At 71.6% G+C, this 18,061-nt stretch carries 14 protein-coding genes, 1 pseudogene and 1 riboswitch; of the genes and pseudogenes, 13 read left to right on the top strand and 2 right to left on the bottom strand.

Going from position 1 to position 18,061, the window contains the following annotated elements; translation table 11 throughout:
* Nucleotides 1-89: 89 nt before the first annotated feature.
* From ABTZ58_RS22220 to ABTZ58_RS22170, 11 genes are all read left to right on the top strand, one after another.
* The gene (locus ABTZ58_RS22220) at nt 90-722 is read left to right on the top strand and encodes a hypothetical protein (protein ID WP_351359268.1); all 633 of its coding nucleotides are present in this window, start codon (nt 90-92) and stop codon (nt 720-722) included.
* On the top strand, nt 719-2,260 hold the full coding sequence (locus ABTZ58_RS22215; RefSeq protein WP_351359265.1) for a serine/threonine-protein kinase: 1,542 nt from the start codon (nt 719-721) through the stop codon (nt 2,258-2,260). Before ABTZ58_RS22220 ends, ABTZ58_RS22215 begins: the two co-directional genes overlap by 4 nt.
* 142 nt (nt 2,261-2,402) lie before the next feature.
* Nucleotides 2,403-3,047: a SurA N-terminal domain-containing protein gene (locus tag ABTZ58_RS22210; protein WP_351359262.1), complete on the top strand. Its 645-nt coding sequence runs from the start codon at nt 2,403-2,405 to the stop codon at nt 3,045-3,047.
* Between the two features lie 270 nt (nt 3,048-3,317).
* Nucleotides 3,318-4,325: a nucleoside triphosphate pyrophosphohydrolase gene (locus ABTZ58_RS22205; protein WP_351359259.1), complete on the top strand. Its 1,008-nt coding sequence runs from the start codon at nt 3,318-3,320 to the stop codon at nt 4,323-4,325.
* Nucleotides 4,326-4,371: 46 nt separating this feature from the next.
* Complete coding sequence (locus ABTZ58_RS22200; RefSeq protein WP_351359257.1) at nt 4,372-5,664, top strand: cytochrome P450 family protein; 1,293 nt, start codon at nt 4,372-4,374, stop codon at nt 5,662-5,664.
* 143 nt (nt 5,665-5,807) lie between these two features.
* On the top strand, nt 5,808-6,818 hold the full coding sequence (locus ABTZ58_RS22195) for a transglycosylase family protein (RefSeq protein WP_351359254.1): 1,011 nt from the start codon (nt 5,808-5,810) through the stop codon (nt 6,816-6,818).
* A gap of 228 nt (nt 6,819-7,046) precedes the next feature.
* Nucleotides 7,047-7,212, top strand: a riboswitch (cyclic di-AMP (ydaO/yuaA leader).
* Between the two features lie 4 nt (nt 7,213-7,216).
* A complete protein-coding gene (locus ABTZ58_RS22190; protein ID WP_351359251.1) occupies nt 7,217-7,927 on the top strand; it encodes a transglycosylase family protein in 711 nt (236 codons plus the stop codon).
* A gap of 252 nt (nt 7,928-8,179) precedes the next feature.
* Nucleotides 8,180-9,460: a phosphopyruvate hydratase gene (eno, locus tag ABTZ58_RS22185; protein WP_094053598.1), complete on the top strand. Its 1,281-nt coding sequence runs from the start codon at nt 8,180-8,182 to the stop codon at nt 9,458-9,460.
* Between the two features lie 115 nt (nt 9,461-9,575).
* Nucleotides 9,576-10,052 (top strand): FtsB family cell division protein, encoded by a 477-nt coding sequence (locus ABTZ58_RS22180; protein ID WP_351359248.1) that lies wholly within the window; start codon nt 9,576-9,578, stop codon nt 10,050-10,052.
* Nucleotides 10,053-10,130: 78 nt separating this feature from the next.
* A complete protein-coding gene (locus ABTZ58_RS22175; RefSeq protein ID WP_351359245.1) occupies nt 10,131-10,661 on the top strand; it encodes a DUF501 domain-containing protein in 531 nt (176 codons plus the stop codon).
* Nucleotides 10,658-11,599 (top strand): Ppx/GppA phosphatase family protein, encoded by a 942-nt coding sequence (locus ABTZ58_RS22170; RefSeq protein ID WP_351359242.1) that lies wholly within the window; start codon nt 10,658-10,660, stop codon nt 11,597-11,599. Before ABTZ58_RS22175 ends, ABTZ58_RS22170 begins: the two co-directional genes overlap by 4 nt.
* A 4-nt stretch (nt 11,600-11,603) precedes the next feature.
* On the opposite strand, the pseudogene ABTZ58_RS22165 reads toward ABTZ58_RS22170, so the two are convergent.
* Nucleotides 11,604-11,874, bottom strand: a pseudogene (locus ABTZ58_RS22165) (type II toxin-antitoxin system RelE family toxin).
* Nucleotides 11,875-12,505: 631 nt separating this feature from the next.
* Between ABTZ58_RS22165 and ABTZ58_RS22160 the strand changes: the two are divergent.
* The gene (locus ABTZ58_RS22160) at nt 12,506-13,894 is read left to right on the top strand and encodes an NAD(P)/FAD-dependent oxidoreductase (protein ID WP_351359239.1); all 1,389 of its coding nucleotides are present in this window, start codon (nt 12,506-12,508) and stop codon (nt 13,892-13,894) included.
* A 241-nt stretch (nt 13,895-14,135) separates the two neighbouring features.
* On the top strand, nt 14,136-15,443 hold the full coding sequence (locus ABTZ58_RS22155) for a class I SAM-dependent methyltransferase (protein WP_351359236.1): 1,308 nt from the start codon (nt 14,136-14,138) through the stop codon (nt 15,441-15,443).
* Nucleotides 15,444-15,517: 74 nt separating this feature from the next.
* Here ABTZ58_RS22155 and ABTZ58_RS22150 read toward each other — a convergent pair whose 3' ends face one another.
* Complete coding sequence (locus ABTZ58_RS22150; RefSeq protein ID WP_351359233.1) at nt 15,518-18,052, bottom strand: ABC transporter permease; 2,535 nt, start codon at nt 18,050-18,052, stop codon at nt 15,518-15,520.
* Nucleotides 18,053-18,061: the final 9 nt, after the last annotated feature.

The following is an 18,061-nucleotide window of genomic DNA, read 5'->3' as shown; positions in this document are numbered from 1 at the left end:
GTCCTTGTCGGGCTATACGCTCGGACTCCCAACGGGCTCTGTCACTCGCACATCCGTCCCCCATCGGCCACACCGGTCCAGGAGCAGTCATGTACGGCCACGGCGCGGCGCCGCCTCCCCGCAGCGCGGCAACGGTCATCTCCCTGCGCGTGCTGTTCGCCGCAGCCGGTTTCCTCACGTGCGGCGTGCTGGCCTGCGTCCCGCTGTTCCGGGTGGCCGTCCTGCGCGGGCGCGCCCTGGACTGGGTGCTGGCCTGGGTGACCCTGCCCCTGTCCATCGCGTGCTTCCTGGTGGTCGGCACCCTGCCCGAGGAGGACGTCCGGACGGACATCGCGCTGGGCCTGATCCTGCTGCTCGGCTTCGGTGCCGCCATCTACTTCCTGATCGTGGACATCGGCCACCACGGCGAGCGGCGGCAGTTCACCGGCCACCCGGCCTCGCCCCACGCGCCGACCGTCCACTCCCCGTACGGCTATCCGCACCCCGGCTCGTCCTACGCGCAGGCCTCCACGCCCGTCCCGCAGCTCCCCACGCCGCACACCCCGGTGCCCCACGACGCCACGCCCCGGGTCCCGGCTCCCGTCCAGCCGCCCCCGGCCCCGCATCGCCCCGCCCCCGCCCGCATCGACCAGGTCCGCGCCGAACTCGACGAACTCAGCGACTACCTGCGCCGGCAGGAAGGCGACGACCGGCGCGACGGCGATCGCGAGGGCGGCAGATGACCGCGACGGCAGGACGTGTCGTCGCCGGCCGCTACGAACTGTCCACGCTCCTCGGACAGGGCGGCATGGGCCAGGTCTGGACGGGGTACGACCAGCGCCTCGACCGGCGCGTGGCGGTGAAACTGCTGCGCCCCGACAAGGTGGCCGGCCAGGACGCGGAGGAGCTGCGCCGCCGTTTCGTGCGCGAGTGCCGGGTGACCGCGCAGGTCGACCACCCCGGCCTCGTCACGGTGCACGACGCGGGCAGTGAGGGCGAGGAGCTGTTCCTCGTCATGCAGCACATCGACGGCGCCGACCTCGCCGGTCACCTCGCGCAGCGCGACCCGTACCCCTGGCCGTGGGCGGTCGCGGTCGCCGCGCAACTGTGCGCCGTGCTCAGCGCCGTGCACGCCGTGCCGATCGTCCACCGCGACCTCAAGCCGCGGAACGTGATGGTGAAGCAGGACGGCACGGTCACCGTGCTGGACCTCGGCGTCGCCTCCGTCATGGAGGCCGACACCACCCGCCTCACCCACACCGGCACCCCCATCGGCTCGCCCGCCTACATGGCCCCGGAGCAGGCGATGGGCGGCGCGGTCGGCCCGTACACGGACCTGTACGCCCTCGGCATCGTCCTGCACGAACTGCTCAGCGGGGACGTGCCCTTCTCCGGCTCCACGGCCCTCGGCGTGCTGCACCGGCACCTGTACGAGCCGCCGCTGCCCGTGCGCCGCCTGCGGCCCGAGGTGCCCGAAGTCCTGGAGACCCTCGTCCTGCGGCTGCTCGCCAAGGACCCGCAGCACCGGCCGGCCTCCGCGCAGGAGGTCTACCAGCACCTGGAGCCGCTGCTGCCCGCGCGCGGCACGCCCACCGGAGCGGCCCTCGACCCCACCCGCCCCTTCCTGCGCCCGCACGCCCCCTGGCCGGACCGGGCCCGCACCCCGGCGCCCCAGCCCGCGCCGCCCGCCGCACCCGTCGCCGAGACCGCCGGGCAGACGGACATCGCCCGCGCCGTCGACGAGGTCAAGCGGCTCCTCGGAGAGGGCCGCATCACCCAGGCCGTCGACATCCTCGGCGCGATCCTGCCCGCCGCGGCGCAGCAGCACGGCGAGCACTCCCCGGTGGTGCGCACCCTGCGCAAGCAGTACGCCGCCACGCTCCTGGACGACGGCCAGTTCCGCCGCGCCCTGCCCGAACTGCGCCGCCTCGCCGACGAACGCGCCGCCGAGGCCGGCCAGGCCGACCCGCAGGCCCTCCGCTTCCGCTACGAGGCCGCCCAGTGCCTCGAACAGCTGGGTGAACCGGCGGCGGCGCTCGCCGAGTACCGTGCGGTGCTGCCGTACTACGAGAACCAGTACGTCGCCGCCGGCGGCCCCGAACTCGCGCACGACGTCCGCCGCCGCATCGGGCACCTCCTGCTCGCCCTCGGCGACCGCGGCGCCGCCCACGACACGCTGGCCCGGCTGCTGCACGACGTGGAGCGCACCCACGGCCCCGGCCACCCCCTCGGCGCGGAGATCCGCAGGACGCTGCAGTGGCTGGGGCAGGTCCGCGGCTGACCGCAGTGCCGGAACTGGCGCGGCGGTGCCGGAAGTCCCGGTGAATCGTTGGTCGAATGGGTTGGCCAGAGCCTGGCCACTGCCTACCATCGATCACCGCAAGACTTTGTGCACCGCCGCACAATCTCCTCGGGAGGTCTCCTTGCACCGCCGCCGTCGCACCGCGCTCCTCCTCACCGCCGCGATCGCCGCGGCGCCCCTGCTCACCGCCTGCGGCAACGACGCGCATCCCGGCGCGGCGGCCGTGGTCGGCGGGCAGCGGATCACCGTCTCCCAGCTGGAGGAGCGGGTCGGCGAGGTCCGCGCGGCCCAGCGGGCGGCCGTGCAGAACGACGCCGAGTACCAGCAGGCCATCGCCAGGACCGGCACCCTCACCCGCGACACCCTGCACACCATGGTCCTCGACCGGGTGCTGCACCGCGCCGCCGAGGACGCCGGGGTGAGCGTCAGCCGCAAGGAGATCCAGGAGATGCGGTCCGGCCTGGAGGAGCAGGCCGGCGGTGCCGAGGCGCTGGAGACGACCTGGCTGCAGCGGTACGGCATCCCGCCGCAGCGCCTGGAGGAGAACCTCCGCCTGCAGCTGGAGGCCCAGAAGCTCGCCGAGAAGCGAGGCACGGACACCACCCGCCCGGAGTTCTGGAAGGCCCTGTCCGAGGCCTCCGAGAAGCTGAACGTCGACCTCAACCCGCGGTACGGCACCTGGGACGTCAAGAAGAGCAGCCGCGCCGACGCCAAGACGCCGTGGGTCCGTGACGTGACGACGGCGCAGACGCAACAGAACATGTAGCCCCCGCGCCCCGACCCCGCCCCGTCCCAGGGGCCTCCGATCCGGTCGCGTGCACGGGCCTCCGGCCGGTATCTCACGCATGGGCCTCGGCCCCGGGGCGCACGCATGGGCCTCCGGCCGGGGTCGCACGCATGGGCCTCCGGCCCGGGTCCGCACGCACGGGCCTCCCTCGCGTCCCGGCCCGAGCCCGTCCGCGGACGACTCCCCGGCCGCCCGCAGGGCCTGTGGACAACTTCGGGCGCCGTCGGCGCCGTGGGATAGCTTCGAACCGTGAACGCCAACAGCCCCGAACCCACCCAGGGCCCCCGGCAGGCCGCCCCCGGCGCGGCCGCCGCCCCCGGCCGCATCGTCCTGCTCACCACCAGCCACCGCGTCGCCCCCGGCCTGCTGTCCTGGCCCGCCTGGCAGGCCCTGCACGCGGCCGACCGGGTGCTGTGCGCGGACGGCGCGCATCCGCAGCTGCCCTATCTGCGCGAGGCGGGCATCGCGGTCGAGGAGGCGTCCCCCACCGCCCAGGAACTGGTCGACACCTGCGCCGGCGGCCGCACGGTGGTCGTCGTGGCGACGGGCGAGGGCGAGCCGGCCCTGACCGACGGTCTGGCCCGCCTCGCCGGCACCGGCCGCCTCGCCATGCCGGAGCTGGAGCTGCTGCCCGCCTCCTACGACCTGCCGGGCGCCCGCCTGCTCGACATCGTGCAGGTCATGGACCGGATCCGGACCGAGTGCCCCTGGTCCTCCCAGCAGACCCACAAGGGCCTGGCCAAGTACGGCATCGAGGAGGCGTACGAGCTCGTCGAGGCGATCGAGGAGGGCGACCGGGACGAACTGCGCGAGGAGCTCGGCGACGTCCTCCTCCAGGTCGTCTTCCACGCCCGCATCGCGGAGGAGGACCCCGAGGCGCCGTTCTCCGTCGACGACGTGGCCGGCGGCATCGTCGCCAAGCTGATCCACCGCCACCCGCACGTCTTCGGCGACGCGACGGCCACCACGCCCGAGGAGGTCAAAGCCCACTGGCTGCGCACCAAGGCGGTGGAGAAACAGCGCACCTCGGTCACCGAGGGCATCCCCCTGGGCCAGCCCGGCCTGGCCCTCGCCGCCAAGCTGGCGTCCCGCGCCCGCACGGCGAACCTGGACATACCGCTCCCACCCGTGGAGGGCATCGGCTACGACCTCCTGGCCCTGGCCGTCCGGGCGGAGGCGGAGGGCGTGGACCCGGAGGCGGCCCTGAGAGCGGCGGCCCGCGCCTACCGGGACGCGATCAGACAGGCCGAGGGCTGAGCGGACCGGCACGGGGGAGCGGCAGCGGGCCGGATACGGTCGGAGGGTGACCGACCAGCCCCAGCCCAGCCCGCCCGCTCCGTCCCCCACTCCCGCCCCCGCCCTGTTCACCTGGGAGTTCGCGAGCGACCCCTACCCCGCCTACGCCTGGCTCCGCGAGCACAGCCCCGTCCACAGGACACGGCTCCCGAGCGGCGTCGAAGCCTGGCTGGTCACGCGCTACGCCGACGCCAAGCAGACCCTCGCCGACCCCCGGCTCTCCAAGAACCCGGCGCACCACGACGAACCCGCGCACGCCAAGGGCAAGACCGGCATCCCCGGGGAGCGCAAGGCCGAGCTGATGACGCACCTGCTCAACATCGACCCGCCGGACCACACCCGGCTGCGGCGGCTCGTGTCCAAGGCGTTCACGCCCCGCCGGGTCGCCGAGTTCGCGCCGCGGGTGCAGGAGCTCACCGACCGGCTCATCGACGGGTTCGCGGACAGGGGGAGCGCCGACCTCATTCACGAGTTCGCCTTTCCGCTGCCCATCTACGCCATCTGCGACCTGCTCGGCGTCCCCCGCGAGGACCAGGACGACTTCCGGGACTGGGCGGGCATGATGATCCGTCACCAGGGCGGGCCGCGGGGCGGCGTGGCGCGGTCCGTGAAGAAGATGCGCGGCTACCTCGCCGACCTCATCCACCGCAAGCGGGAGGCGCTCCCCGCCGCGCCCGGTCCGGGCGAGGACCTCATCTCCGGCCTCATCCGCGCCTCCGACCACGGCGAGCACCTCACCGAGAACGAGGCCGCGGCCATGGCCTTCATCCTGCTGTTCGCCGGTTTCGAGACGACGGTCAACCTCATCGGCAACGGCACCTTCGCCCTGCTCACCCACCCCGAGCAGCGCACTCGCCTGCAGGCCTCCCTCGCCGCCGGGGAGACCGGCCTGCTGGAGACCGGCGTGGAGGAACTGCTGCGCTACGACGGGCCGGTCGAGCTCGCCACCTGGCGGTTCGCCACGCAGCCGCTCACCATCGGTGGGCAGCGGATCGACGCGGGCGACCCGGTCCTGGTCGTCCTGGCCGCCGCGGACCGGGACCCGGAGCGGTTCGCCGACCCGGACGTGCTCGACCTGTCGCGCCGTGACAACCAGCACCTCGGTTACGGCCACGGCATCCACTACTGCCTCGGTGCCCCGCTCGCCCGCCTGGAGGGCCAGACCGCGCTCGCCGCCCTCCTCACCCGCCTCCCGGACCTCCGCCTCGCGGTGGACCCGGCCGAGCTGAGATGGCGCGGCGGGCTCATCATGCGCGGGCTGCGCACCCTGCCGGTGGAGTTCACCCCGATCGCGAAGTGACACGCCCTCAGCTTTGTGATCTTCATGTGATCTGCACGGCATGAACTTGTGACAAGTGATCGTGTGCCGATACGTTCACCCATCAGCGCGGCCGGGGACCCCTGCGCCGCGTGGGTCACTGCTGTCTCGCGAAAGGTCTCCGCATGCTCTCCGGGAACGGTCGGCACCGCCGCCCCCGCCAGGCTCCGGCACTCCTCGTTGCGGCCGGAGTGACCGGCTCCGCCATCGCGATCCCCCTCCTCGGGGCCTCCGGCGCCAGCGCGGCCGACGGCACGACCTGGGACCGGGTCGCGGACTGCGAGACGGGTGGTGCCTGGAGCCAGAACAGCGGCAACGGCTACTACGGCGGCCTCGCCCTGTCCCAGGAGGACTGGGAGAACCACGGTGGTCTGGACTACGCGCCGAGCGCCGACCTCGCCAGTCGCTCCCAGCAGATATCCGTGGCGGAGAGAATCCTCGCCGACCAGGGGGTCGGCGCATGGCGCACCTGCGGGCTGCTCTCCGGCCTCGAGCAGGGCGCGTCGGGAGAGACCGGGGAGTCCGGTTCGTCCGGTGAATCCGGTGAATCCGCTCCGGCAAACTCGTCCGGTCTGCTCGACTCGCTGGGATCGTCCGAGTCCCCTTCCTCTTCCTCTTCCTCGCCTTCCGCGTCCACGACGTCCCCGTCGCCTTCTCCGTCCGGCTCGGCGTCGCCTGACGGCTCATCGACTTCGCGGGACGATTCCGCCAAGTCCGACAAGTCGCCCGACTCCCGTCCTTCCGGCCGGACGTCGGACGGCTCGGCCTCGGCCACGCCCGGGGGTGCCGCCTCCGGCAACTCCCGGTCGGCCGGTGACGCTTCGGACCGCACGGACACCGGCTCCGGCCGTCACCGCGGCCCCAGTGCGGACGAGAGCGCCGACTCCGCGGGCGGCCGTGAGAGCGGTTCCTCGGGCCGGCACGCCTCGCGCGGCGACACGAGTGCCGGCGAGGCGTCCGAAGGCGCCTACATCGTGGGTGTCGGTGACAGTTCCTGGTCCATCGCCGACTCCCTCCCCGTCGACGGCGGATGGCAGGAGCCGGCCACGGGGGACGAGAAGACCGCCGACGACGCCGCGGACCCCGTTCAGCCCGGTCAGACGCTCACGGTGGAGGGCGAAGCGGACGAGGGGTAGCCCTTCGGGCAGTGCGGAAACGAGGGCCTAAGTCACCGCGAAACCGGGTGAGTTAGCGTCACGTTTCGCGCCGTATGTCCCGTATAAGTGCGGTGAGAGATAGATCTCAGAAGCCCTGATCGTCTTTGAAATTCCGCCGATCACCTGTCTACGGTCGTGACCGCTCGTCATCGCGAGCCCCGGCTGCCGCAACGCCGAATCCTGCCAGCGGCCGCACGGGAACAGTCGTCGCGTCAAGCGCCGTAGGCAGGAGCGGGGGACCCAAGGTAGGTGCCCGACCGGCCGGTTGGCCGGAAGGGCTTGGGGTGAAGCCGTGTCCCGCGAGGGACGCGGCCGGGCAACTCAACCGGCCCGAACCCGACAGCTCACCTCGCAGGCGTCGGTGAGGGGATCTCTCCATGCTGTTTTCCGGTAAGGGCACGCACCGCCGTCCGTCCAAGGCCACTCGCGCCATCGCCATCGCCGGTGTCACCGGTGCCGCCGTCGCCGCCCCGCTGATGGCGGCCGGCAACGCCTCCGCCGCCACCGCCTCCGAGTGGGAAGCCGTCGCCCAGTGCGAGTCCGGCGGCAACTGGTCCATCAACACCGGCAACGGCTACTACGGCGGTCTGCAGTTCTCCGCCTCCACCTGGGCCGGCTACGGCGGCACGAAGTACGCCTCCACCGCCGACCAGGCCACCAAGGCCCAGCAGATCGAGATCGCCGAGAAGGTCCTCGCGGGCCAGGGCAAGGGTGCCTGGCCGGTCTGCGGCAAGGGCCTGTCGAGCGCCGGCTACACCGGTGGCGGCTCCAGCGACTCCGGCAGCTCCTCGCAGAGCCAGGGCCAGAGCCAGAGCCAGAGCCAGCAGAGCACCGAGACCCGCGAGACCCAGCAGCCGGCCTCCCGCTCCGAGGAGCGCCCGGCCGCCAAGAAGACCGTCACCACCCCGACCGGCAAGAAGGTCAAGAAGGGCGACGGCGAGTACAAGGTCGTCAAGGGCGACACCCTGAGCACGATCGCGGCCGAGGAGAAGGTCAAGGGCGGCTGGGAGAAGCTCTTCCAGCTGAACAAGGACATCGTCGAGGACGCCAACCTCATCTACCCGGGCCAGCAGCTGCACCTGAAGTAGGCAGCGGCCCATCCCCGTCCCCACGGGCTCCCCGTCCCGGTGCGTCGTCCCCCGTACGCACCGGGGCGGGGTTTTTTCGGCAACCGGCTTTGTTCCGTTCGGAAACAATTTACTCTCGGTTCTGTCCATGGGGTGGGCGACCCGGTGGCCGATCGCCCGGAGCCGGTTAGGCTCATGTCGCGAGCCACCGGCCCGCACCTCGCCGGGTCCACGCGACCCGCGTACCCGCGTCACATCAAGAAGGAGATGCTCGTGCCGTCCATCGACGTCGTCGTAGCCCGGGAAATCCTGGACTCCCGAGGCAACCCCACGGTCGAGGTCGAGGTCGGCCTCGACGACGGCAGCACCGGCCGTGCCGCCGTCCCGTCCGGCGCCTCCACGGGCGCCTTCGAGGCCATCGAGCTCCGCGACGGCGACTCGAACCGCTACCTCGGCAAGGGTGTGGAGAAGGCCGTCCTCGCGGTCATCGAGCAGATCGGCCCGGAGCTGGTCGGCTATGACGCCACCGAGCAGCGCCTGATCGACCAGGCGATGTTCGACCTGGACGCCACCGACAACAAGGGCTCCCTCGGCGCCAACGCCATCCTCGGCGTCTCGCTCGCCGTCGCCCACGCCGCCTCCGAGGCCAGCGACCTGCCGCTGTTCCGCTACCTGGGCGGCCCGAACGCGCACCTGCTGCCGGTGCCGATGATGAACATCCTGAACGGCGGCTCGCACGCCGACTCCAACGTGGACATCCAGGAGTTCATGATCGCCCCGATCGGCGCGGAGTCCTTCTCCGAGGCCCTGCGCTGGGGCGCCGAGGTCTACCACACGCTGAAGAAGGTCCTGAAGAGCAAGGGCCTGGCCACCGGCCTCGGCGACGAGGGCGGCTTCGCCCCGAACCTCGGCTCCAACCGCGAGGCCCTCGACCTCATCCTCGAAGCCATCAAGGAAGCCGGCTACACCCCCGGCGAGCAGATCGCCCTGGCGCTCGACGTCGCCGCCTCCGAGTTCTACAAGGACGGCGTCTACACCTTCGAGGGCAAGGAGCGCTCGGCGGCCGAGATGACCGAGTACTACGCGGAGCTCGTCGACGCGTACCCGCTCGTCTCCATCGAGGACCCGCTGTTCGAGGACGACTGGGAGGGCTGGAAGACCATCACCGACAAGCTCGGTGACAAGGTCCAGCTCGTCGGCGACGACCTGTTCGTCACCAACCCCGAGCGCCTCGCCCGCGGCATCGAGGAGGGCGCGGCCAACGCCCTGCTGGTCAAGGTCAACCAGATCGGCTCGCTCACCGAGACCCTGGACGCCGTCGAGCTGGCCCAGCGCAACGGCTTCAAGTGCATGATGTCCCACCGCTCCGGCGAGACCGAGGACGTCACCATCGCCGACCTGGCCGTCGCCACCAACTGCGGCCAGATCAAGACCGGCGCCCCGGCCCGCTCCGAGCGCGTCGCCAAGTACAACCAGCTGCTGCGCATCGAGGAGATCCTCGACGACGCGGCGGTGTACGCCGGCCGCAGCGCGTTCCCGCGCTTCAAGGGCTGATCGCCGAAAGGCCCGGCCCGTCACAGGCAGCGTCGTACGTACGTCCCCGTACTCGGTCCCGTACCGTGTCCGGGGACGTACGCGCGTATGACGGTGCAGCGGGAGGCGGACAGACATGGCCGTGAAGGACCGGGACCGGTTCTCCACCGCGACCAGGATCCGGCTGCTCGGCGAGCAGACCGCGGCCCGGGTCTACCGTTCCCAGACCAAGCGGCAGGCCCGCCGCTCCCGGCTGACCGGCCGGGCCGCGCTGCTCGCCCTGGTGATGTGCTCGCTGATCGTGGCCCTGGCCTACCCGATGCGGCAGTACGTCTCCCAGCGCGCCGAGATCGAGGACCTGCGGCGCGAGCAGCAGCAGGCCCGCGAGCGCGTCGAACGGCTGCGCGACCTCAAGGCGCGCTGGCAGGACGACGCGTACGCCGAGCAGCAGATCCGGCAGCGGTTGCACTACGTCATGCCGGGGGAGACGGGCTTCATCATGATCGACCCGCACGCGGCGAAGCAGTCGCGCGCCGACCTCGGGGCGGCCGACCGCCCCTGGTACGCGAACGTCTGGGACGGGGTCGACAAGGCCGACGCCTCCGACCGGTGAGCGAAGCGACGTCGGTCGTCAGCGGCCCGAGCCCCCGTCAGTGACCCCAATCCACAGAAAGACAGCCTGAAGACAGTCATGGAAACGCCCCCGCCGACCACCCCGCGCACCGAGCCCACCGACGCGGACGTCGAGGCCTTCAAGCAGCAGCTCGGTCGGCCCCCGCGCGGCCTGCGGGCCATCGCGCACCGCTGCCCCTGCGGACAGCCCGACGTCGTCGAGACGGCCCCGCGGCTGCCCGACGGCACGCCGTTCCCCACGCTGTACTACCTGACGTGCCCGAAGGCGAACTCGGCCATCGGCACGCTGGAGGCGAACGGCGTGATGAAGGAGATGACCGAGCGCCTCGCCGCGGACCCGGAGCTGGCGGCGGCCTACCGGGCGGCGCACGAGGACTACGTCCGGCGCCGCGACGAGATCGAGGAGCTGAAGAACTTCCCGAGCGCGGGCGGCATGCCGGACCGGGTGAAGTGCCTGCACGTGCTGGTGGCGCACTCGCTGGCCGCGGGGCCCGGGGTGAACCCGCTGGGCGACGAGGCGCTGGCCATGCTGCCGCAGTGGTGGCGCAAGGGTGCCTGTGTGACGAGTGCCGAGGAGGCCGCCCAGTGACCCGTGTCGCCGCCGTGGACTGCGGTACCAACTCCATCCGGCTCCTGGTCGCCGACGCCGACCCGGCCACCGGTGAGCTCGTCGACCTGGACCGCCGGATGACGATCGTCCGGCTCGGGCAGGGCGTCGACCGCACCGGCCGGCTCGCCCCCGAGGCGCTGCGGCGGACCTTCGCGGCGTGCCGTGAGTACGCGGCGGTCCTCAAGGAGCACGGGGCGGAGCGGCTGCGGTTCGTGGCCACCTCCGCATCCCGGGACGCCGAGAACCGGGACGAGTTCGTGCGCGGCGTGCTGGACATCCTGGGCGTCGAGCCGGAGGTGATCACCGGGGACCAGGAGGCCGAGTTCTCCTTCACCGGCGCCACCAAGGAGCTGGCCGGGAGCGACCACCTCCCTACGCCCTACCTGGTCGTGGACATCGGCGGTGGCTCGACCGAGTTCGTCGTCGGTGACGACCGGGTCCGGGCGGCCCGCTCGGTGGACGTCGGCTGCGTGCGCATGACCGAGCGGCACCTGGTCCGGGCCGGGGTGGTGAGCGACCCGCCGTCGGAGGAGCAGATCGCCGCGATGCGGGCGGACATCGAGGCCGCTCTCGACCTGGCCGAGGAGACGGTCCCGCTGCGCGAGGCGCGGACGCTGGTGGGTCTTGCCGGGTCCGTGACGACCGTGTCGGCGATCGCCCAGGAGCTGCCCGCGTACGACTCGGAGGCCATCCACCACTCCCGGGTCCCCCTGGAGCGGGTCCGCGGGATCACCGAGTGGCTGCTGCGCTCCACCCACGCCGAGCGCGCGGCCGTGCCCTCCATGCACCCGGGCCGGGTCGACGTGATCGGGGCGGGGGCCCTGGTACTGCTGTCGATCATGGAGCGGATCGGCGCGGAGGAGGTCGTCGTGAGCGAGCACGACATCCTGGACGGCATCGCCTGGTCTTTGGCCTGACCGCCTACGGGCTGCGGTGCACGTCCCGCCGGTCGCCTACCTTGACGACGAAATTGACGAGCTCACCATCGTTGATCTGGTAGGCGACCCTGGAGCATGCCGACCCTGAGCCGGTAGAGCCCGGACGGGCCGGTGAGCTTCTTGACATCGGCGTCCTCGCGGTACGGATCGTCGCCGAGCGCGGTCAACGCGGTCAGGATGCGCATGGCATCGTGCCGGCTGATGGCCCGAAGCTGCCGCTGTGCAGCAGCAGTGAACCGGAAGGCGTACTTCACGCGGCGCCTTCACCACGCTCGCACCACGCTCGCACCACGCTCGCTGAACAGGTCCGCCAGCAGCTCGGCCATGGAGACGGTGGGCCGCCGTCGGCCAGAACCGCTTCCGCCTCCCCGGCTTCCGTGTACACCAGCCAGGCGTGGACGTCGTCGCGTACGGGAGACGCGTGCACGGGAAACCCTCGACGGCATCGCCTGGTCGGTGGCCTGGCCCGCTTCTGAGCAGGCATGGATCACGAATGAGCGTCTCCGGGGGGCCTGCGGGAACCCCCCGGCGACAGTCCGTCGGGAAAGTTCGTGAAGTTCTTCACAAGGAATTCGGCCCGTGCGGGCGATCCAAAGGGTCCCGTTGACCCGTCCGGGGGCCGAACGGCCCTTTGAACATGTTCAGAAGCATGGTATGGAGGGCGCCGGAAAGGTCCCCCGAGCGAGGCCCAGGAGGCCCTCACAGGGGCTCGCGAGACCCAGAGAGGCAGCTCACGCGGCATTGACAACGGCGGGCGGTGCACAAACGGTTCCGGTTGTCACCATGACGTGGATCACGCGGGCGGCGGAGGATAGCACACCCCTTGAACAACCTTGTGAAGGGGCGCACGAGCCACCCCCCTGAGGCGGGTGGATACTCGATGGCATGAGCACCACGGAGCGTCCCAGGATCCTCGTAGTAGGCGGTGGGTACGTAGGCCTGTACGCAGCTCGGCGCATCCTCAAGAAGATGCGTTACGGCGAGGCGACCGTCACGGTCGTCGACCCCCGGTCGTACATGACCTACCAGCCCTTCCTCCCCGAAGCCGCCGCCGGCAACATCTCCCCCCGCCACGTCGTCGTCCCGCTGCGACGCGTGCTGCCCAGGGCGGAGGTCCTCACCGGCCGGGTCACCACCATCGACCAGGACCGCAAGGTCGCCACGGTCTCCCCGCTGGTCGGCGAGGCCTACGAGCTGCCCTTCGACTACCTGGTGGTCGCGCTCGGCGCGGTCTCCCGCACCTTCCCGATCCCCGGCCTCGCCGAGCAGGGCATCGGCATGAAGGGCATCGAGGAGGCCATCGGCCTGCGCAACCACGTCCTCGAGCAGCTGGACAAGGCCGACTCCACCACCGACGAGGAGATCCGCCGCAAGGCGCTCACCTTCGTCTTCGTGGGCGGCGGGTTCGCCGGTGCCGAGACCATCGGTGAGGTCGAGGACATGGCCCGCGACGCGGCCAAGTACTACAAGAACGTGTCCCGCGAGGACATGCGCTTCATCCTCGTCGACGCCGCCGACAAGATCCTCCCCGAGGTGGGTCCCAAGCTCGGCAAGTACGGCAAGGAGCACCTGGAGGGCCGCGGCGTCGAGGTCTACCTGTCGACCTCCATGGACTCCTGCGTCGACGGCCACGTGGTGCTCAAGAACGGCCTCGAGGTCGACTCCAACACCATCGTCTGGACCGCCGGCGTCAAGCCCAACCCGGTCCTGGCCCGCTACGGCCTGCCCCTCGGTCCGCGCGGCCACATCGACTGCGCCCCGACCCTCCAGGTCCAGGGCACCGACTACATCTGGGCCGCCGGCGACAACGCCCAGGTCCCGGACCTCGCCGCCCGCAAGGCGGGCAACGAGAACGCCTGGTGCCCGCCGAACGCCCAGCACGCGCTGCGCCAGGCCAAGGTGCTCGGTGACAACGTCCTCTCCGGCATGCGGGGCTTCCCGCAGAAGGAGTACGCGCACGCCAACAAGGGCGCGGTGGCCGGCCTCGGCCTGCACAAGGGCGTCGCGATGATCGTCATGGGCAAGATGAAGATCAAGCTCAAGGGCCGTCTCGCCTGGTACATGCACCGTGGCTACCACGGCCTGGCGATGCCGACCTGGAACCGCAAGATCCGCGTCTTCGCCGACTGGACCCTCGGCATGTTCCTCAAGCGCGAGGTCGTCTCGCTCGGCGCCATCGAGACGCCGCGCGAGGAGTTCTACGAGGCCGCCAAGCCGGCCCCGGTCGCCGCCGCGCCGAAGGAGAAGACCGAGGAGAAGGCCAAGGCCTCCTGACCTCCGGTCCACCCCTGCCCTGGAAGGGCCCCTCGCCGTCCGTGGTGCGAGGGGCCCTTCGGCGTTTTTCCGCCCGGCGCCTCCGGGCGGGCGAACAAGCGGTTTTGCCCAGTCATGACGCGTGCCGGGGACTGCGACGGCGGGCGGCAGGTGTTTACGTGGTGTCGGACATTCCGGGATCCCCTTCCCCAAGCTCTCGACCTCGCTCGAGCAGGGGACACCCCTATCGGAGGTGTACACCATGGCAGACGCCGCGCAGCGGCTGCAGAGCCTCTTCGCACAGGTGCTGGACGGACCGCTTCCCGTGCGCATCCGCGCCTGGGACGGCTCGCAGGCGGGCCCGCCGGGCGCCCCCACCCTGGTCGTACGCAACCGCCGAGCCCTGCGCCGTCTGCTGTGGAAGCCCGGCGAACTGGGCCTGGCCCGCGCCTGGGTGGCCGGCGACCTCGACATCGAGGGCGACCTCTACGCCACCCTCGACCTGCTGTCCGGGCTGATCTGGGAGCGCGGCGAGGACGCCCGCACCCTCGCCCAGGCCCTGCGCGAGCCGGAGGTCCGTGCCGCGGTACGCGAACTCGTCCGGCTGGCCGGCTCCCCGCTGCCGCCCGCCCCGCCGCGCGAGGAGACCCGCAGCCCCCGCCGCCACCTGCACACCAAGCGCACCGACAGACGCGCCATCAGCCACCACTACGACGTCGGCAACGACTTCTACGAGATCGTCCTGGGCCCGTCCATGGTGTACTCCTGCGCCTACTGGCCCGCCCCGGACGCCACCCTCGAACAGGCCCAGCACGACAAGCTCGAACTCGTCTGCCGCAAGCTGGACCTGAAGCCCGGTCAGCGGCTGCTCGACGTGGGCTGCGGCTGGGGCTCGATGGCCGTGCACGCAGCCCGCGAGCACGGCGTGAGCGTCATCGGCATCACGCTCTCCCAGGAGCAGGCCGCCTACGCCCGCAAGCGCGTCGCCGACGAGGGCCTCACCGACATGGTCGAGATCCGCGTCCAGGACTACCGCGACGTCCCCGACGGGCCGTACGACGCGATCTCCTCCATCGGCATGGCCGAACACGTCGGCGCCGACCGCTACCTGGAGTACGCCGCCACCCTGTTCGACCTGCTCAAGCCCGGCGGACGCCTGCTGAACCACCAGATCGCCCGCCGCCCGCAGCGCGACGAGACGGCGTACCGCGTCGACGCGTTCATCGACTCCTACGTCTTCCCCGACGGTGAACTCCAGCCCGTCGGCAGCACCGTCGCGCTGCTGGAGCGCGCCGGGTTCGAGGTGCGCGACGTCGAGTCGATCCGCGAGCACTACGCGCTCACCCTGCGCCGGTGGGTGGCCCGGCTGGAGGCCGACTGGGCGCGCGCCGTCCAGCTCACCAGCCCCGGCCGCGCCCGCGTCTGGCGCCTCTACATGGCCGCCTCCGCCCTGGCCTTCGAGCGCAACCGCATCGGCGTCAACCAGGTCCTGGCCGTCCGGACCCCGGAATCGGGTACCTCCGGGATGCCGTTGCGGGCCCGCACCTGGGGCGTGCCCGCCGCGGACTGAGCCGCGCACGACCGAAGGGCCGGGCGCCCGTCACGGCGGAGCCCGGCCCTTCGGCGTTCACAGGAGCCGCGAGGTCACTCGGCCTTGATCGCGTTCAGCATGTTCAGCCGGGCGGCGTTGCGGGCCGGCCACATCGCGGCCAGGACGCCCACCAGGCCGGCCAGCACCAGGAAGATCCCGATCCGGTCCCAGGGCAGGACCAGCGCGTACCCCGGGATCTGGTCGGCGAAGGTCTCGCCGACGGCCCAGCCGAGGAACGCCCCGAGACCGATGCCGACCACCGCGCCGAACACCGAGATGACGACGGCCTCCAGGCGGACCATCCGCTTCACCCGGCGCCGGTCCAGGCCGATGGCGCGCAGCATGCCGATCTCCTGCTGCCGTTCGAAGACCGACATCGCGAGGGTGTTCACGACGCCCAGCACCGCGATGATCAGGGCCATCGCCAGCAGGCCGTACATGACGTTCAGCAGGGTGCTGATGGCGCCGCCGAACTCGTCGCGGATGTCCTGCTTGTCCATCACGGTGATCGCCGGGTTGTCGCCCAGCGCGTCGATGAGGACCTGTTCGTTCGCCGCGGTCTGGCCGCCGTCGATCTTCACGAAGATCTGCATGATGGACGGCTTCGTCTCATGCCGGTCCACGATCTTCCGGTCGATGAGGACGGGGGAGAGGAACTCGCTGTCCTTGTAGACGGCGCCGACCGTCAGCGTGGCCTTCTGGTCGTCGCCGAAGGTGACGGGGAGGCTGTCGCCGGTCTTCCAGCCCCGGCTCTTCGCGGTCTTCTCGGCGACCGCGATCCGGCCCTGGGCGAGGGAATCCACGGTGCCGCTGACGACGTCGACGGTCAGGACCTTCCCGATGTCGCCCGGGGTGACGGCCGAGGCGGACACGTAGTCCTTGCCGTCGACCTGGAAGTAGGCGTCCTGCTGCGGCGAGACCGCCGACACGCCCTCGGCCTTCTGCAGTGCCGTCAGCGCCGACCGGTCGAGGTCACCGCCGTTGGCCATGGAGACCATGTAGTCGGCCTTGATGTTGTTGGTGGTCATCTTGTCGATGGCCGTGCCGACCGTGATGCCGAGCACCGACAGGCCGGTCACCAGCGTCAGCCCGATCGCCAGGGCCGAGGCGGTGGCCCCGGTGCGGCGCGGGTTGCGGACCGCGTTCTGGCCGGCGAGCTTGCCCGCCACCCCGAAGGGACCGACGAGGAGCGGACGGACGAGCGCGATCACGGGCCGGGACAGCAGCGGGATCAGGATGATCACGCCGATCAGCGCGAGGAACGCGCCCGCCCCGATGTACATCCGGCCGTCGTCACCGCCGGTCGAGGCACCCGCCACGATCCCCGCCGCGCCGAGGGCGGTGACGGCCGCACCGATGGAGTTGCGCAGCACCAGCGACTTGGTGGTGGCCGCCGCGTGGACACTGTTCATGGCCGCCACCGGCGGGATCTTCGCTGCCCGGCGGCCGGGCAGCCAGGCGGCGAGCATCGTGAGCAGCACGCCCACCGCGAACGCCGCGATCACCGGCGTGGCGGACAGCACCAGCGGACCGTCCGGCATCTTCATGTCGAACGCGGCCATGCCGGAGCGCAGCCCGACCGCCAGGCCGATGCCGAGGGCGAAGCCGACGGCCGAGGCGACCAGGCCCACCAGAGCGGCCTCGGCCAGCACCGAGCGGGTGACCTGCCTGCGGGACGCGCCGACGGCGCGCATCAGGGCGATCTCCTTCGTGCGCTGGGCGACCAGCATCGTGAACGTGTTGGAGATCAGGAAGATCCCGACGAAGAGCGCGATGCCCGCGAAGCCGAGCAGGACCTGCTTGAGGTTGCCCATGCCCTGCTCGATCTGCTCGGCCTGCTCGTCGGCGAGCGCCTGGCCGGTCTGCGCCTCGGCGGTGTCCGGCAGCAGCGGCTTGACCGCGTCCAGGATCCTCGCGTCGTCGGCGCCCGGGGCGGCGGTGACGGTGACGCTCTCGAAGTAGCCCGGCGCCAGGTACTGCTTCTGGGCGACGGCGGTGTCGAAGAGGACCAGGCTGCCGCCGGCGTTGACGGCGCCGTCCTCGGTGGTGAACACCCCGCTGAGGGTGTACTCCTTCACCGGGCCGTTGGTCGCTACGCGCACCCGGTCACCGACCTTGTACTCGCCCTTGGCGGCGGACTCCTCGTCCAGGGCGATCTGGTCGTCCTTCACCGGGCCGGAGCCGTCGGTGAACGTGTAGGCGGCGTCCTTGCCGTCCTTGCCGGGGGCGAAGTTGGAGCCCTTGTTGGACCAGCCGACGCCGATGAGCTTGCCGTCGGGGTCGGCGACCCCGGCGAAGCCCTCGACGCGGCCGTACACCCCGGCCACGCCGTCCACGGCGGAGATCTCGTCGAGGAACTTGCCGGTCAGGCCCGGTTCCTGCTCGGGGTTGTCCGGGTCGGCGTGCGAGGTGACGGAGACGGCGACGTCGTCGTAGCTCTTCGCCGACTGGTTGCGGAAGGCGTGGGAGAGGGTGTCGGCGAAGACCAGGGTGCCGGAGACGAACGCGACGCCGAGCATCACGGCGAGCACGGTCATCAGCAACCGGGCCTTGTGCGCGAGGACGTTGCGCAAGGCGGTACGGAACATGGTGGCGTT

The sequence above is a fragment of the Streptomyces sp. NPDC094143 genome (assembly GCF_040303825.1).
GTDB lineage: Bacteria > Actinomycetota > Actinomycetes > Streptomycetales > Streptomycetaceae > Streptomyces.
The sequence above is the reverse complement of the archived record's forward strand: the minus strand, read 5'-3'. Positions and strand labels throughout refer to the sequence as shown.

Coding starts and splice junctions, on each gene's coding strand:
- ABTZ58_RS22155 (WP_351359236.1), top strand. CDS start 14,136: ATGGCAGACGCCGCGCAGCGGCTGCAGAGCCTCTTCGCACAGGTGCTG.
- ABTZ58_RS22195 (WP_351359254.1), top strand. CDS start 5,808: ATGCTCTCCGGGAACGGTCGGCACCGCCGCCCCCGCCAGGCTCCGGCA.
- ABTZ58_RS22180 (WP_351359248.1), top strand. CDS start 9,576: ATGGCCGTGAAGGACCGGGACCGGTTCTCCACCGCGACCAGGATCCGG.
- ABTZ58_RS22190 (WP_351359251.1), top strand. CDS start 7,217: ATGCTGTTTTCCGGTAAGGGCACGCACCGCCGTCCGTCCAAGGCCACT.
- ABTZ58_RS22175 (WP_351359245.1), top strand. CDS start 10,131: ATGGAAACGCCCCCGCCGACCACCCCGCGCACCGAGCCCACCGACGCG.
- ABTZ58_RS22215 (WP_351359265.1), top strand. CDS start 719: ATGACCGCGACGGCAGGACGTGTCGTCGCCGGCCGCTACGAACTGTCC.
- ABTZ58_RS22150 (WP_351359233.1), bottom strand. CDS start 18,052: ATGTTCCGTACCGCCTTGCGCAACGTCCTCGCGCACAAGGCCCGGTTG.
- ABTZ58_RS22220 (WP_351359268.1), top strand. CDS start 90: ATGTACGGCCACGGCGCGGCGCCGCCTCCCCGCAGCGCGGCAACGGTC.
- ABTZ58_RS22160 (WP_351359239.1), top strand. CDS start 12,506: ATGAGCACCACGGAGCGTCCCAGGATCCTCGTAGTAGGCGGTGGGTAC.